At 48.0% G+C, this 16,522-nt stretch carries 11 protein-coding genes; 4 read left to right on the top strand and 7 right to left on the bottom strand.

Going from position 1 to position 16,522, the window contains the following annotated elements; genetic code table 11:
• Positions 1–116 precede the first annotated feature (116 nt).
• From aroH to IQ257_RS24270, 4 genes are all read right to left on the bottom strand, one after another.
• On the bottom strand, positions 117–500 hold the full coding sequence (aroH, locus tag IQ257_RS24285; RefSeq protein ID WP_193878676.1) for a chorismate mutase: 384 nt from the start codon (positions 498–500) through the stop codon (positions 117–119).
• Positions 501–740: 240 nt separating this feature from the next.
• Positions 741–1,565 carry a signal peptide peptidase SppA gene (gene sppA, locus IQ257_RS24280; RefSeq protein ID WP_193878657.1) on the bottom strand — a complete coding sequence of 275 codons (825 nt, stop codon included), beginning with the start codon at positions 1,563–1,565 and terminating at the stop codon, positions 741–743.
• 306 nt (positions 1,566–1,871) lie between these two features.
• On the bottom strand, positions 1,872–3,683 hold the full coding sequence (locus IQ257_RS24275) for a hypothetical protein (protein WP_193933278.1): 1,812 nt from the start codon (positions 3,681–3,683) through the stop codon (positions 1,872–1,874).
• A gap of 388 nt (positions 3,684–4,071) precedes the next feature.
• Positions 4,072–6,096 carry an iron uptake porin gene (locus IQ257_RS24270; RefSeq protein ID WP_322744455.1) on the bottom strand — a complete coding sequence of 675 codons (2,025 nt, stop codon included), beginning with the start codon at positions 6,094–6,096 and terminating at the stop codon, positions 4,072–4,074.
• Between the two features lie 356 nt (positions 6,097–6,452).
• On the opposite strand from IQ257_RS24270, the gene IQ257_RS24265 reads away from it, so the two are divergent.
• On the top strand, positions 6,453–6,665 hold the full coding sequence (locus IQ257_RS24265; protein ID WP_193878661.1) for a DUF2839 domain-containing protein: 213 nt from the start codon (positions 6,453–6,455) through the stop codon (positions 6,663–6,665).
• A gap of 285 nt (positions 6,666–6,950) precedes the next feature.
• Positions 6,951–7,295 carry a DUF1815 family protein gene (locus tag IQ257_RS24260; protein WP_193878663.1) on the top strand — a complete coding sequence of 115 codons (345 nt, stop codon included), beginning with the start codon at positions 6,951–6,953 and terminating at the stop codon, positions 7,293–7,295.
• Between the two features lie 424 nt (positions 7,296–7,719).
• Here the strand turns inward: IQ257_RS24260 and pdhA are convergent, their stop codons facing one another.
• A complete protein-coding gene (gene pdhA / locus IQ257_RS24255; protein ID WP_193878665.1) occupies positions 7,720–8,751 on the bottom strand; it encodes a pyruvate dehydrogenase (acetyl-transferring) E1 component subunit alpha in 1,032 nt (343 codons plus the stop codon).
• A 253-nt stretch (positions 8,752–9,004) separates the two neighbouring features.
• Here pdhA and IQ257_RS24250 point away from each other — a divergent pair, with 253 nt between their 5' ends.
• Positions 9,005–11,326 (top strand): IMS domain-containing protein, encoded by a 2,322-nt coding sequence (locus IQ257_RS24250; RefSeq protein WP_193878667.1) that lies wholly within the window; start codon positions 9,005–9,007, stop codon positions 11,324–11,326.
• A gap of 5 nt (positions 11,327–11,331) precedes the next feature.
• A complete protein-coding gene (locus IQ257_RS24245) occupies positions 11,332–12,294 on the top strand; it encodes an AEC family transporter (RefSeq protein WP_193878669.1) in 963 nt (320 codons plus the stop codon).
• A 96-nt stretch (positions 12,295–12,390) separates the two neighbouring features.
• Here the strand turns inward: IQ257_RS24245 and IQ257_RS24240 are convergent, their stop codons facing one another.
• Positions 12,391–14,088, bottom strand: a complete 1,698-nt coding sequence (locus tag IQ257_RS24240) for an iron uptake porin (RefSeq protein WP_193878671.1) — start codon at positions 14,086–14,088, stop codon at positions 12,391–12,393.
• Between the two features lie 239 nt (positions 14,089–14,327).
• Positions 14,328–16,250: an iron uptake porin gene (locus IQ257_RS24235; protein WP_193878673.1), complete on the bottom strand. Its 1,923-nt coding sequence runs from the start codon at positions 16,248–16,250 to the stop codon at positions 14,328–14,330.
• Positions 16,251–16,522: the final 272 nt, after the last annotated feature.

The raw sequence follows: 16,522 nt of genomic DNA, 5'->3' as shown, positions 1-16,522 counted from the left end.
CCCCATTCCCTACTCCCTACTCCCTGAAACCAAACCCTTTGTACTTCACCAGATACAGAAATGCTATAGCCGTGCCGTCCTTATCGGCGATGAGATTGTACAGCAGGGGAAACAGGTCAACTAATTTGAGCTAAACTCCAATCTGGTCTTAAATTTTTGGCTTGACGCAGATAGGGATGGTAAATCTGAGTTTGTGAAACGGGGGTATTAATGTGGATTAAAAACCGGATACAACGTTCCAAGCTACCTTCTACGTGCATCTGCTGGACATCCAGTAGGGCAACATTATCCCACAGAGGACGCTCTCGAGCGATCGCCGCCGGGAAGATCGCATCTAAATCTCGCGTGGTTGTAAAGATAGCACTAATAATCTCTTCGTGGTCAATCTGATTGTAAGCCTCCAGCTCATCGAGCAACTCCATCATGGCTTCTCGGATAGCCTCAACCGTATTTTCTGAAGCAGTTGTCGCTCCACGAATAGCCCGAACTCGCCACTGCACCACTTAATAACCCTCCAGATTACTATTTTCGATTTTTGATGATTGATTTTTTATGCGAGAATCTTAATCTAAGCTCTAAAATTTAAAGTTTATCTTACATTAACGGGTAAATTATCTCTGCCACGCTGTACTAGTGCAGCATGGCAGAGATAACTGACCCGTTAAATATCTCTTCTCCTCTAGGAGTTACCCTGCCTTCAAAGAGGGAGTCACTTTTCTTTTGCCCCGTCCTGTTCTAGGCTAGGGTCTATACAACCAGAGTGGCTGACCGTTGGTAGACAGTTCAAATTCTAACCAATCGATTCCCGCCGATAGCCCTGATGCTACCTGACGACTGCTACCCGGTAGCAGTCGGCTCCAGAAGGGCTTCGGTTCCTCAATGGTTTCGCATTTGGTTTTTTCGGGGTCAAGACCTGCCAGTTCTGCCGCCCAGCGGCGGGCATCTTCCTCCGTACCCAGTCGGTCAACAACTCCCAATTCCAAGGCTTGCTGACCCGTAAAAATTCGACCATCAGCAAAGCTGCGCACCGTTTCGACTGCCAAATTACGACCCTCGGCAACTGTTTGCACGAACTGCTGGTAACTGATATCAATCATCTCTTGGAGGATGTTCTGTTCGGGTTCGGTCAGTTCTCGATCAAATGCCAAAATATCTTTGTAGGGACCCGACTTAATAACTTTGAAGGAAACGCCAACTTTTTCTAATAAGCGCTCTAAGTTATTTCCCCGCAGAATAACGCCAATACTTCCCGTGATTGTACCAGGGTTTGCCACAATATGTTCGGCACCCATGCCAATGTAAACTCCTCCAGATGCCGAGATATTGCCAAAACTGGCAATAATTTTCACTTTCTCTCGCAGGCGCATCAGGGCGCTGTAGATTTCTTGGGAATCGCCAACCGTGCCACCAGGACTGTCGATTCGCAGGAGTAGAGCCGGAAATTTCTTTTCTTCTACTGTTTTTAGGGCGTCAAGCACTCGCTTGCGGGTGCTGCTAGCGATCGCACCAGTAATTTCAATTCGAGCAATTTTCTTTCGAGACTTGGGCTTAAAGGGCCAGGGCATGAGTTATTTGTCGTTTTAGATTTTGTGAAGAGGTATTGAGTACTTACTCTAGTTTGCCTGATCCAGTGGGTTTTGGTTAAGTCCTGACAATGGGGAATGGGGAATGGGGAATAGGGAATTGAGAAAACCCCACTCCTGTTGATTAGAGAGCGGGGTTTTCGGTGATATCGCTAGTTAACGAACTAGTCTGAAACCAAGTATCGGCAGATTTCGCTGTTGCTGCTTGCATAGGATTGGCAATTACCAGAGTTTGCTCCTTTTATTGCCAATCCCTTGGTTGATGGGATGATTCAGATGATTGCAGGCTTAGTTGTCATCGCCCATGTCGTCATCGCCCATGTCGTCATCACCCATGTCGTCATCACTAACAGTGGTGTTATCACCCATGTCGTCATCGCCCATGTCGTCATCACCCATGTCGTCATCACTAACAGTGGTGTTATCACCCATGTCGTCATCACTAACAGTGGTGTTATCACCCATGTCGTCATCACTAACAGTGGTGTTGTCGTTCATTGCAGTATCGTCACTCGTATCGATACTAGCGAGTTCCTCATCGGAAAGCTGGCGCATACCCACCAAGCCAGGGAAGCACCGACTGCTAGGTCCAACTAACTTATAACCACCTACCACTGAACCACCTGCACCAGCACCAGCACCTGCGCCAGCACCAGCACCAGCACCTGCGCCAGCACCAGCGCCAGCGCCTGCACCAGCACCAGCACCAGCACCAGCACCAGCACCAGCACCAGCACCAGCACCAGCACCAGCACCAGCACCAGCGCCAGCACCAGATCCACCACCAGCACCAGCACCAGCTCCACCACCCGTAAACTGGAGGTTAATGGTGTTGTTGTTACTAATATTGGTAATGGTTGTGCTACCAATCGTGATGGTGTTGTTGAAGTTAAGGGGCTGATTCAAGCAGACATTACACGTCACAGGACCGCCGTCATCGTCATCCCCATCGCTAGGATTCGTGTAGTCAAAGTCAGAATCGTCATCAGTGAAATCGGTATCGATATCGTCGATATCAGTTACCCCAGCATAGGCACGGAAGGTGATGCTATCCGTTTCGCCTTCGATGTTGGTGCCGCCTTGTTCAAATTTATACTTGGTTTTTCCTTCCCCTCCAACGCTAGTGAAACCTAGACCATTTTCGCTAAATAGGGATGTAAAACCACTAACTTCTCCCTCATCTTTGCCTTTAAACTCGAAGCGGTCTAGTGTTTCGCTATCATCAATTACAGCAACCGCGCCTGCTGCATCCAAGGTGGCATCAACAATACCGCCCTCACCCTTGATCTTAAATTTAATATCTTGTGTCCCAGAGTTGCTAACCGTTTGGATCTCGAATTTTTGATTAGCGTTACCCACGAAGCGAATCTGACCATTAGCAGCATCAAAGAAGTAACTATCTCCGGGTAAGTCTTCCCCTTCAAACTTGAACTTGACGCGCTGCGTGATCATATTACTGGAAGCACCAGCAGAAGATCCGCCGCCACTAGTGGATTCCATGAATTTCAACGTCGAATCGAGATCAATGACACCATTAGCCAGGGTAGCTTCGTAGTCACCAATTTGCAATTTACCACCTGTAGCCTCAAACCCGTTAGTTGTCACCGTTACGTCGGTCAAACCGGGCAAGAAAACGGGTAAGGCATCCCCGACTGTCTCTGGGGAAATCAGTGACCCGCTGACATTGAAAGCTTCAGTAAAGGAATCAAGATTAGCTTGGAGAAGGGTCTCTCTATTTGTAAACGTCACTAACTGACCATTTTGAGTAAAAGCTATCCCTGAGAGTCCCCCCTTCAGGAAAAACTCATCCCCCTCATCAGGGGTGCCACTCATATTGGTGTCATTAAAGCGAACACCATTTGGCACAAATTGGGAATTACTAGTCGTCCCATTAGAGCTTTCAATCGTGATTTGCTGAACATTAACATCAAACAGCGTGACGTTACCAGCAGCATCCTGTGTTGGCACAAAAAATGCCCCTTGACCACTGGCATTACCCCCTGTCACTTTAATATCTGCCTTAGCAGCAGGGGCAACGACTAAAGCCAAGCTACCAATAACGCCTAAACTAACGAGGTAGCGAAGTGATTTCAGACTCATCTTAAGACTCCATCAGTGAATGAACGAAATAAACGGAGGTATCTTCCTAACTTCGAGACCTATCTGAAAATTATTGGTCGGTTCAGATTTATTCCTGAACAGAGTCAGATCGCGAAGTATTCATGAAGAAGAGGGGGATAAAGTACCCTGAGGACTGTCTTGCCAGGAGTACTCCTTTAGGTCAGACTAGATAGATTTCCAGAAATTTACCTAGCCTGTCTCAAAACAAAGACGCTCTTGTCTGCAAACATAGTTCCCTTTACAGGGCATCTTTACCAGAACTTCATAGACGGGGAGGGAAAGGATATATGCAGCGCACCTCACATCTTGCCCCTACCTCTTGGTTTACCCCCCTTAGCCCCCCCATAACCTACAGCTTCTTTACCGCTTAGAACGTAAACGTAGTACGGATAGCACCAATCGTAATCGTGTCATTGTCGTCGTTGTGAAGCGGATTGAAGATCACAATGACGCCGGGAGTAATGCTAATGTTATCTGCAACCCGGAACCGATAGAACGCCTCTACATGAGTCGTCGTCCCCGGTTGATCTCCCTCTCCAGCAGCAAAGTCTCCTGAGCTCAAAAAGCTAGGGACGTTTCTGCCGTTTGGCAGGTCACTGCTAGTAATCCGGGGAGGTTGACCCACATATATACCCCCTAAATTCCCTTCACCAAATAAGTCGGGGAAATTGAGGAACGCCATCCAGTTTAGGGTTTCAACATCTCCCGAATCGGCTTTGAAATCAGAAATGGTATAACCTGCCCATCCTCCAAACGTAACGCGGGGTGTAACTCGCCATTCTAAGCCCGCACCGAAGGCATTGGTACTAATTGGCGCTCTGCCATTGATACCCCGTAATGCTACTTGATCATCTCCCACACCCGTACCCAATCGCCCAAAAGGAGAATAGGCATTGATGTATTGGAGCGAGACATCAATGTTATCGGTAGGCGAAGCAACTAACTGAACCCCGGCTGAGGTTTCACCATTTTCGCCGCCGAATATGCCGTTAGCTGTGTTTGCTGGTGTGCTGGCTGAATAAACAGCCTGCAAACTAAGACGAGTTGCTACTTGCCAGTCAAAGCCGACACCACCGCTACCATTGCCAACGTTGATAATGGGGTTGCGCTGGGCAAAGCTGGATAGGGGACCCGAACCTGCACTTTCAATGCGATTGACCCCCCGGAATACGTTAACGGGGTTGACGCCTTCGGGTCCGACAATAAAGGCAAAATTGCTGCCAAGGAGCTGGCGATAGCTAAGGTCACTGAGTACTAAGTCGTTATCGTTGTCCCCTTCGTAGCCCAAACGCACGTAGTTACCCAATGTGTCACTAAACGTAGGACTGGTATTACCGTTGCCTGCTTGGAAACTGGTTAACAAGAGGCTGCGAGGACTCAGTTGAGTGAACAAGCTCAACTGGACGTTATCAATCAAGGTAATATTGGTGTCCCGGTCTACAAATCGGTTCCCCGCGAGGGAAAATTCATTGTCTTGCGTGCGCCCTTGGAGTCCAAAAATCGCCTGTCCAAACAGCTTGGTGGTGGTGGAAAACTGATTGTCTTCCAGAAATCCTACCCGACCTTCTAAGTTATCGACCCGTCCTCCTAGGGTGGCGATTTCGGCTTCAAATTCTTGAACCAGCCGCCGTAACGATTCTAAATCTGTTGTCGGTAAATCTGGGCGACTGACGAGCAATCGATCGATTTGCTGCAAACAGGCATTCAAACCTGCTGCAAATTCATACCGAGTCATTGCCCGATTGCCTCGGAATGTACCATCAGGATACCCAGCGATACAACCGTAGCGTTCTACGAGCGATCGCAATGCCTCATAAGCCCAATCCCCAGGAGACACATCTCTCAACTGGGAAACATTTGTCACTTGACCCATCGGGTCATCCATCGTCTCTGTCTGTAGAGGGTCTTGGACAATAGACTCGATAGAGTTAGGGTCACTGATTTCTAAGTCCTCTGGTAGGCTTTGCACCTGAAGATATTCAGGCTCTCTCAACTCCTCAATGTTGGTTTCTTGAAAACCATCAGTTGAGGTAGGGCTAATTTCCAAATCGCTGAGGGGGCTTGCCAACTCGATTGCGGAATCCGTTGGCGTGAGGGTGGCTAATTCCTGAGCTGTCTGTTGACTGGCATCAACCCCAGTGTCACTATCGGCATGGGGAATCGCGGACTCACTTACGGCATGGGTCAATGTGGCTACAGTTGCCTGATGGGTAGCGGCTGCTATCTCTGATGTCTGAGTTACCGTTGATAAATCGGTGGATGCAGGAAATTCTGGGGATAATGATTCAACGGTTGCAGCTTGAGCGGATGAAACGTTAGCTACCAAGCAACCTAGGGTGGCAAATAGCAAGGCTGAAGACGCCTTTCTCTCAAAATTTCCACGGGTTTTCACAATATTCTCACTCCTCAAAAAAACCACCATCGCGTCCGATTCTAGCCAACAATTCAAGCTAATCGCCATCGAACTGTTTATTCGTTGCTCAAAACTAAATTATTTGCTATTTTCCTCAATTTAATGGCACTTTGTGAAGGATTCGTGCAAACCTTAAATCTAACATAAAAAACTACATATAGAAATATTACTTTTTATAAGATATAGTTATTAACTGCTCTAAGAAGCATAATTTCTAACTTTTAGGAGGCGATTATTAATTAATAATCATCATTACTTGTCATTTCGTAAACAATGTCCCCCGAAATCCTACTACTAGCGCTAAGATTGAATTCATTTAGTTAAGGAAACTAATTATGGGTGAAGCTAAACGCCGTAAAGCGGCACTCGGAGAGAAGTACGGACAAGAGGCTAGAATGGTTCCTTGGCTTCCAGTTACGAAAAGTCAGGGTGAGCAGTTCGTCAAATGGACGACTAGGGGTGCTTGGATTGGGATAGGCTTTCTAGCGGTTTGGTGGCTGACAATTCGGTTGATTGGACCAGCATTGGGTTGGTGGGAACTGAGTTAACGTCCTGTATCTGCCGTTGTGGGCTGCTGTTGGGGTTGCACTAATCTGCGATCGCCATAGACTCACGTTAGGTAAATCCAGGTTATACTACTCGATTAACCTAAGAAGCCTGAGAGGTTAACTGGCTGGTCTGAATTGACCTGTCTGTCTTCAGATAGAACCTCAGCTAAGTTGTCCAATTTGTCCATATGTTAAGAAAGTTTAAACAAGTGAGGAAGTCTAAATTTTTAAGAAAGTATAAAATTTTTAATAGTTAATCTACAGAGTGGTGTTTGGAGTACCAACGTGTTTATACGACTTGCTGAGCAACACCGTCAATTTGTCCAAGACTTGGTCATGAACCTTCAAGCCTTGGCAATCGTTCTCGAAAATCGAGGCTATCTTGCTTCTTGCTATACCTGTGGCAGCCAAATGAACAGTGCTTCGTTCATGGTTAGCCTTGGGGACAATCATCTGATTCGCTTTTTAGTGTCAGACTATGGCATTACTTGGACCGAAATGCGGGACGATCGCGAACTGATGAAGCTAGAAGGTGCTGAGGCAATCAGCCAATTACAAGATCTGGGCAATCTGGTGAAATATCAAATTCAGCCGTCTGAATTTCGCCCACCAGTCAGCCAGCAGGTTTAAACCCTGAACTCGAATCGGTTGATCGTGCTTCGTTTAACGTCTGTTACAGTCCATGGTTGGTTGGCATTTGTCATGAGTCTCAAGCAGAAGAGAGATAGATTGGGTGAGAGGCAGAGGTTCGATTCGGCGTTTGTTGCCTGATACCCTCTTGCCTCTTGCAAAAGACGACTGACCAATGACCATTCAACCTGACATTGAGGTAGGTATTGCTTGTGGGGTAGTAGGTAACAAGCAATAGGCTCCAAGCTAAACATAGATAGCCTAAAGCCCATAGCAAAAAACTCGACTATTGCAAGAAGACCGGAGGCAGCTATGCTGAAGGCTCCAGGGAAAAAAACCTGTACAGTCAGCTTTTTAACTGAATAATTATTTCCGCCACGCTGCCCTAGAAAATTTGCCAGTTAAGTCCACCACAAATCACAATCTAATCCTCAGCAAAAATATAGCGATAAAGCTCACCAGGTTCAGGTTCGGGACTGGTTTGTGCAAATTGGACTGCCTCATCGATCACTTCCTGAATTTTGTGGTCGATCGCTTTGAGTTCTTCAGAATCTACTAGATTTTGCTCGATCAGGTAGGCGGCGAGCTTTTTAATCGGGTCGCGAGTCAGCCAAAATTCTTTTTCTTCTTTAGTTCGCAGTTCGTCAGGATCGGCAAGGGAATGACCTCGGAAGCGGTAAGTGAGGGCTTCAATTAAAGTGGGACCTTCTCCAGCACGAGCGCGAGCAATTGCTTCTTGTGCTACAGCTCTGACTGCCAGCACATCCATGCCATCCACTTCAACTCCAGCCATGCCAAATACACTAGCTTTCTTATAAATTTCCGGTTGAGACGTTGCTCGCTCGTGAGCCATGCCGATTGCCCATTTATTGTTCTCAACCACGTAAAGAATGGGCAGTTTCCATAACGCTGCCATATTCAAGCATTCAAAAAACTGACCGTTATTGCAGGCACCGTCGCCAAAAAAACAGGCACTGACTTGATCGGCGCTGGCATCACCCAACGCCTCGCGGTGGTACTTGGAGGTAAAGGCTGCCCCCGTTGCCACTGGAATTCCCTCTGCTACAAAGGCATAACCCCCAAGCAGATGATGTTCAGAGGAAAACATATGCATCGAACCACCACGCCCTTTACTACAGCCGGTGGCTTTGCCAAATAGTTCTGCCATTACTTCCCGTGCTGGCACTCCCGCACTTAAAGCATGGACATGATCGCGATAGGTGCTGCACACGTAATCTTCCTGGGGACGCAATGCTTTAATGACGCCGCTCGAAACCGCTTCTTGTCCATTATAAAGGTGAACAAAACCAAACATTTTGCCACGATAGTACATCTCGGCACACTTATCCTCAAACAAGCGCCCCAAGACCATATCCTCGTACACCAGCAACCCTTCTTCTCTAGAAATTTGACCTTGCTCAACTTGAAAGTGGGGTAATGATCGTTCTTGAACCATTGCTTTGTAGTATCCTTGCAGCAACACTATACTGGAATTTTTCGCTCCGGATCGAGCTGTCCCACCTAAGGTGATAATTGGCTAGCCTTGCTAAAATGACTAAAGATAGACAAACCAATCGATTTGGGTGGCTCTAGTTGGGAGCGTTGGAGCCTGGAAAGTGAAATTGATAGCCACAGTACGTTTTTTAAAAACGCCATTGGCTACTATACGTTAAATTAATTCAGTTGTTGAAGCGCTGGGGAAGTGAACCGTGCGAATTCCGCTCGATTACTACCGGATTTTAGGATTGCCCATTCAGGCTACGGCAGAACAGCTTAGCCAAGCCTATCGTGATCGCGCCCAGCAACTGCCGCGTCGAGAATACTCGGAAGTGGCGATCGCTGCTCGTAAAGAACTACTAGACGAAGCTTACGCCGTTCTCTCAGAACCCGAACAGCGCTCGGCTTATGATGCGACATTCTTAACCAAAACCTACGACCAAGAGCCACCAGCACTTAGATCGGCTGTTTCCAACCCAACGGAAGCGGGTAGCATCGCCGATCCCCATAGTCCCAGCATTGACATTAAAAACGAACAATTCGTTGGGGCACTGCTGATTCTGCAAGAACTTGGCGAATACGAACTCGTCGTCAAACTAGGGCAACCCTATATCAGCAGCCGCGACAGCGTTAGTTTAGAGAAGGGGCGATTGGGCGATCCACAACTGGTGCGACCCGATATCGTCCTCACCCTAGCACTAGCTTGCTTGGAACTCGGTCGCGAACAATGGCAGCAAGCTCAGTACGAAACTGCCGCCTCTTCCTTAGAGATTGGTCAAAAATTGCTGCTGCAAGAGGGATTGTTTCCCACAGTCCGGGGAGAAATTCAAGCCGACCTGGACAAACTGCGTCCTTATCGAATTTTAGAATTATTAGCGCTGCCGGAAGAAAATATTACCGAGCGACGCCACGGTTTGCGGTTGCTGCAAGATATGCTGCAAGAGCGTGGGGGTATCGACGGTGCGGGTGACGACCAGTCAGGATTGAGCGTTGATGACTTTCTCCGCTTTATCCAGCAGTTGCGAGTCTACCTAACCGCCGCTCAACAGCAAACCTTGTTTGAAGCCGAAGCTCGTCGCCCCTCAGCCGTTGCCACTTACCTGGCAGTCTATGCCCTAATCGCACGGGGCTTTGCTCAACGACAACCGGCATTAATCGCCCGTGCCAAGCAGATGCTGATGCGCTTGGGCAAGCGTCAGGACGTTCATCTCGAACAGTCAGTTTGTGCGCTGCTGTTGGGTCAAACGGAAGAAGCCAGTCGCGCTTTAGAACTGAGTCAGGAGTACGAACCGTTAGCCTTCATTCGCGAACATTCTCAGGGTTCACCTGACCTGTTGCCAGGATTGTGCCTCTATGGAGAGCGCTGGCTGCAAGATTCTGTCTTTCCCCACTTCCAAGATTTAGCGAGTCAGAAGGCATCGTTGAAAGATTACTTTGCCGACGAGCAGGTGCAGGGGTATTTAGAAAAGCTGCCTGAGTCAGCCCCAGATAGCAGCAACCAATGGGAGGTGCAATCTCAGAAAAGAGCTTACGCCGCCGCCACAGCATCAAGGGGAATCAGCAGTCCTGCGGGAGTCAGTGCTAGAAACTCGCAAACCCCCAGTGAATCGGCTGTTGCCAACTCTTTGGCAAAGGAACGAGAACCCACTGCTGCAACAAGTCGGGCGGCATCCTTGGGAACGGTGAGCGATCGCTCCTCAACAGCTACTGTCTCAACCCTGCCGACAGCCCAGCGAATGTCTCAGTCCCAAAGTTTGCTTGCCGAGCCACCCTCCCAAGCAACGGACTCCTCAGCAGCAGGTTTACCAGGAGATGGGGCGACCAAGTCTCCACGTCGAGGGCGTCAGCCAAAAGGCAAATTAGGCTCACCATCGGCTAGCGGTAGTAGCTTGCAGCACGTACCGCCTGGTAACTTGGAACGCTTGCCGGAGCGCTCGAAGTCGGCGAAAAAAACTAAACCCATCATTCTACTGGTAATCGCAGGTTTGGTGAGTGTAGGACTGGTCGGTTGGCTGCTGATTAGTGCCCTGAGTTGGCTGTACAAAAACTTTTCAGGGCCCCCTCTAGAGGGAGAGCAACCTCTAGTACAGCTTGCCCAACCTCCCATACCCATTCCCCAACCCGGTAGCCAACTTATGGCTCCCGGAGGACCCCTAACTGAGGAAACGGCTCAACAAGTTATCCAAACCTGGCTGACAACGAAAGCCCAAGCACTGGGTTCAGAGCATAAAGTGGAGCAGTTGGAGCAAATTTTAGCGAGTCCTGTCCTGGCAGTTTGGCGGCAGCGTGCCGAAGCTGCCAAGCAAAGTAACTCCCATTACCAGTACCAACACCAAGTTAAGGTAACGTCTGTTCAGACTAACCCCTCAAACCCTGATCGCGCTAGGGTAGATGCAGCCGTTAGGGAACAGGCACGCTTCTACCAAGCCGGTCAGATTAATCAGGCTCAGTCTTATGATGACAACCTGCGAGTTCGGTATGACTTGATACGGAAAGAGGGTCAGTGGTTTGTTAGCAATATGACGGTGTTGTAGGTCAAATGACTGAAACTCTGTTTTATGCTTACACTCCCCTCTTCATCTGGGTTGGGTTAGGACTGCTGCTGTTTCGTTTTGTCCCAGAACGATTACCCAGGCTGTTAGGTCGAGCGCTTTATTGGGTGGGGGTGCCACTGGAAATTTTAGCCCTAGCCCGGCGAACAGAGTATTCTGAAGGCATGGGTTTGGCACTGGCGGTGACAGTAGCTGCGTTGACGGTGGGGTTGGCGATAGCTTGGATTGGTTGGTTGCTGCTCAACCGCTGGTTCGAGAGTAAATTCCTGAATGAGGCGAAGGAAAAATTACAGGAGCGATCGCGTCAGGGCAGTTTTATTCTATCGGCGATGCTGGGAAATACGGGCTTTATCGGGTTAGCGATCGCACCGTTGCTGGTGAGTGATGAAGCGCTGGGTTTGGTGGTGGTTTACAGTATTACTCAAAATATCGTTGGCACTTACGGCGTGGGTGTTTTTATTGCCAGCTATTTTGGAGGCAGTCGCAAAAGCGATCGCTTCTGGGTTCAGATTCGGGATGTCTTTTTTGTTCCGTCGCTGTGGGCGTTTATCATTGGTTCCTTCACCCGTTCTGTCGTCCTGCCTGCCCCAATTGAGTCGGGACTACAAGCGTCTATATGGGTTGTCATTCCCACTGCCTTCCTATTAATGGGTATTCGCTTAGGACAAATTCAGGGGTGGCAGAGTTTTCAAATTGCCCTAGTTCCTGCATTTGTAAAAGTTGTGGCATTGCCAGGATTAGTAGGAATTGGGACGACGCTTCTGGGGCTTCCAGCAGCATCTCGGTTAGCACTGGTACTGATGTCAGGGATGCCAACTGCTTTTGCAGGTTTGATTTTGGCAGAAGAATATGAACTGGATCGAGAGTTAATTGCCAGTAGTATTGTCGTGACTTCCGTGATGCTGTTGCTGATTATTCCCTTGTGGTTAGTTTTGTTTGGGGAGTTGTAGCTGTAGTTTAGGCGATCGCTTCGGTACAGAGATCCCCGACTTCTCCAAGAAGTCGGGGATCTTGCTTAGATATACGTCCTACCTGACTTCTAACTTTTAAAAACTAAACGTCGTGCGAATGACTCCCACCCAAACCGTATCATTACTGTCGTCGTGATTGGGATTGAAAATCACATAGGCTCCCGGTGTAATCAAGATGTTATCCGTAATCGGATATCGGTAATGAGCCTCCACTAGCCAGGAAGTAGCATCATCTTCAGCACCATTATCTACATTGGTCGCCTTCGGCGGCATACCTCCAGCCAAAGAAAATACAGCACCCTCTTTGCCCACATCCAAGAAAGACACATTAGCAGCAAAATTCCAGATTTCAGCATTATCACCATCCCTGGCTCCAGATTTGGCTTCAGCCAGCAACAAACCCCCCCAACCCGCTAAATTAATTTTTGGGGCAACCCGCCAGCTTCCTTGTATGCCAAAGCGATGGGCTTGAGTCGCGACGGCACCAAAGGGTCTCCTAGAAATTAGACTCCCTGTACTGCCAGAAAGGTTGACATCTTCCCCAGGATAGTAGGAATAGCCGTAGGCAAACCCTACATTAATCGCACTACCCAATTCGACATTCAGTTGAGCAAGGGCAGAAAAGTCGCCGTTGAATAGTCCATTCTTGTCAGTGGGGTCTTGACCATCACCCGTAAAATAACCCACATCTAGACCTAAGGAATCACTCAACTGAATATTGGCACCTGCGCCTTGACTTCCACCATTACGAAATATAGCCGGATTGCGTTGAACAAAGCGACTCAGCGAACCCTTCCCACTATTTTCCAGGAAAGGGTTGTGTTTATCTGCCATGTCGTCAAAATCAAACTCATTGGCACCTACCCAGACCCTTACCTTATCACCGAGAGGAAAACGATAAATGAGGTCAGCCACTCTGAGATCATTGCTCTCGCCGTTATCATAGCCCAGTCGAGCCATGTCAGTTCCTGTTGCTGCCCCGAAGTTAGTATCAAAATTGCCAGATTCCAAGCGAGTTCTCAGGCGATCTTTACCCGTGAAGCTGGTATCCAAGTCCAACCGTACCCGATTTTGGAGGACAATATTATCGTCTACATCGGTATCACTATTATTCGCTTTTTCATCCCCAAAAGCACCACCAATGCTAAAAATAGCTTCCCCATTCAGCTTAGTAGTCGTAGAAAACTGGTGGTTTTCCAAAAACGCCACACGACCTTCTAGATTATCAACCCGTGCGCCCAAGGTTGCCAGTTCTGCTTCAAACTCTTGAACCAACCGCCGCAGAGTTTCCAAGTCAGAACTCATATCATTACCCGGAACAATCAAGCGCTCGATTTGCTGCAAACAGGCATTCAAACCCGCCGCAAACTCGTAACGAGTCATTGCCCGATTACCCCGGAACGTGCCGTCAGGATACCCGGCAATACAACCATAGCGCTCAACTAAACTACGCAAGGCTTCATACGCCCAGTCCCCAGGAGAGACATCTCGCAGTTGCCCCACATTGGTTACTTGGTCGAGGGAATTAGTAGTACCCTCACTGCTGTAGCGTTGGATTTGATCTAACAATTCAGGGTTCGTATCAGTAGCAGTATTACTTGTATCAAATTCTTTCTCATCCAAAGTGCTATCTTTCAACTTGAAACTGGAGGTAGCCTCCGGTATTTGATCGGAAACAATTTCTTTAGCACAGGCATTGCTAACACCCCATAAAAAAACTCCTAGCACAACAGGAGTGACGTTCAGAACATTCCAGAACCTTGTTGAGCTCATAGCTGATGATCCTCACACCTTATAAATGACCATAAGCTTATACAGTGACAATCTGGTTAATCAGCAACAATGTTATTGAATTAACGAAATCATCTTAATTAGAGCCTTGAAATTTTATTTCTTTAATTAGAGAAAATAAAAAAGGGGCATGGTCTTGCCATGTCCCTCAGAAAATGAATGAATTGTCTCTCTAGGAGAAATTTAAGGATGTCTCCTTGCCCATTTCAGCCCAGAAACGATTAGAAACTAAAGACAGTTCGGAGAGTTCCTACATAGATGGTGTCGTTGTCATCATTGTGCTCTGGGTTGAAAATCACAATCACGCCAGGAGTGATAGCGATATTGTCACCGATAGAATAGCGGTAGAAGCCTTCCAAGTGGTAGGACGTGTCATCATCCTCACGACCAGCAACATCATTATCCGTCGCCTTAGGTGGCATACCAAACACGACACCCAAGCGATTGCCTTCGCCACCCAAGTCTAGCAAAGCTAAGTTGACAGCCCAGTTCCAAATCTCAGCGTCAGAACCCTCAATGGCAGTAGCTTTGGCTTCAGCATCCTGATAACCAACCCAACCTCCGACGGAAAATCTCCCGAATTGGACATTTGCTTCTACCCCATAGGAATTAACGCCAGTAGCTACATCATCGGTGAAGGGATCGGAGGCAAAGCCACTACCCGTACTTCCAGTAACATTAACATTCCCACCCCGGTAGTATGAGCGTCCATAGGTTGCAGCCAGCGTGATATTTTCAGTCGGTGTGAAAGCCAATTGAGCTAGGGCAGAATAATTTCCGTTGAATAACCCTCTGTCATCTCCTGGATCATTACCTTCATCAGCAAAGTAACCGACCGAAACCCCTAGGGCTTCATTAAAATTGAACGTCACAGTTCCGCCAGCACCGCCCCCTATACGGTATATGGGATTAAAGCGTCCAAAGCGAGAGATAGCACCACTACCACTACTATCAAAGAAAGGATTGACTACCTCTCCGGCGAGAATGGTGTCCTGAAACTCACCGTTAGCTGCATCAATTTGGACAAGGATGTTGTCACCGAGAGGGAAACGATACCAAAGCTCATCGATTGCAACGTCGTTGCCGCTGCCTCCATCAAATCCCAAACGGGTCATGTTAGTCCCCGTTAAATCCCCTCGAAATGAGCTAATATTAGCAGCTTCCAGACGAGTTCTTAGTCGGTCTCTACCTGTGAAGCTCGTTTCCAAGTTCAGACGTACTCGGTCAGCAAGAATAGTATTGGCATCAATGTCATCATTGCTTTGTGGTAAGCCAGAAGCAACAGCTTTACTATCACCCCAAGCATCAGCCAGAGCAAAGATTACTTCCCCTCTCAGCTTGGTAGTTGTAGAGAACTGATGGTCTTCCAAGAACCCCACGCGACCTTCTAGGTTATCCACCCGCGCCCCTAGGGTTGCCAGTTCCGCTTCAAACTCCTGAACCAACCGCCGCAGGGTTTCTGGCTCCGGACCGTCAGGACCATTAGGAACAATTAGGCGTTCAATCTGCTGCAAGCAAGCATTCAAACCCGCAGCAAATTCGTAACGGGTCATGGCGCGGTTGCCCCGGAATGTGCCATCGGGATAACCTGCAATACAGCCATAACGTTCTACTAAGCTGCGTAGGGCTTCATACGCCCAATCTCCAGGGGAGACATCTCGCAACTGACTAACATTGGTAACTTGGTCGAGAGCATCAGCACTACCTTCACCTAAGTCTTGACCACTGTAGTTTTGAATTTGCTCCAACACTTCGCCGCCAGAATTAGCAGGGGCTGGCTCGGCTGGGATGCTTTGTGCCAGGTTTAAGTTGGGGCTAGCCTCTACAGGTGTCAGTTTAGAACCTTCTAGTAAGCCATTAACAGAAGTTTGCGGGGCGTCTGCGGCTAAAGTTGCCTCACCCAGAGTGCTGTTAGCGAGATTTACGCTAGGGCTGAACTCTAAAGACGTTGGCTCTGCTAAAGTACCCTCGGCGACTGAAGTTTCAGATGATTCCTCTTTCAGCTCAACTGCTGATTCAGTAGAAGCAGACCCTGCTATTGAGTTAGGAACAGTCTGAGCAGCATAACCGCTGCTAGCGACTAGTAAAGAAGCACCCAGCAGTGCCGGACTGACTTTTAAAGCCTTCCAGAACATCGTAGACATAACGTTTGATGATCCTCACACCTAATGAACTTTGAACAAACGCGAACTTGGCGATTGACAACAGCGTTTTTCACTTGACTGAACACTATCGAAAGCTCTACAGATAACTTTTACCATGTTTTTTGACTCTTTTTTGTGAAAATTTTGTTCTTTGACAAAATTGCCCGATTGCTACAAATTAGGGAGTAGGGAGTGGAAAGATGGGGAGATGGGGGATATTTTAATTAACATTCAGTCTGAAAATTTTCTCTTTATCTCCCCTGCCCCCGTGC

Origin of the sequence: Coleofasciculus sp. LEGE 07092 (assembly GCF_015207375.1) — a bacterium.
Classification (GTDB): domain Bacteria; phylum Cyanobacteriota; class Cyanobacteriia; order Cyanobacteriales; family Coleofasciculaceae; genus LEGE-07092.
The sequence above is the reverse complement of the archived record's forward strand: the minus strand, read 5'-3'. Positions and strand labels throughout refer to the sequence as shown.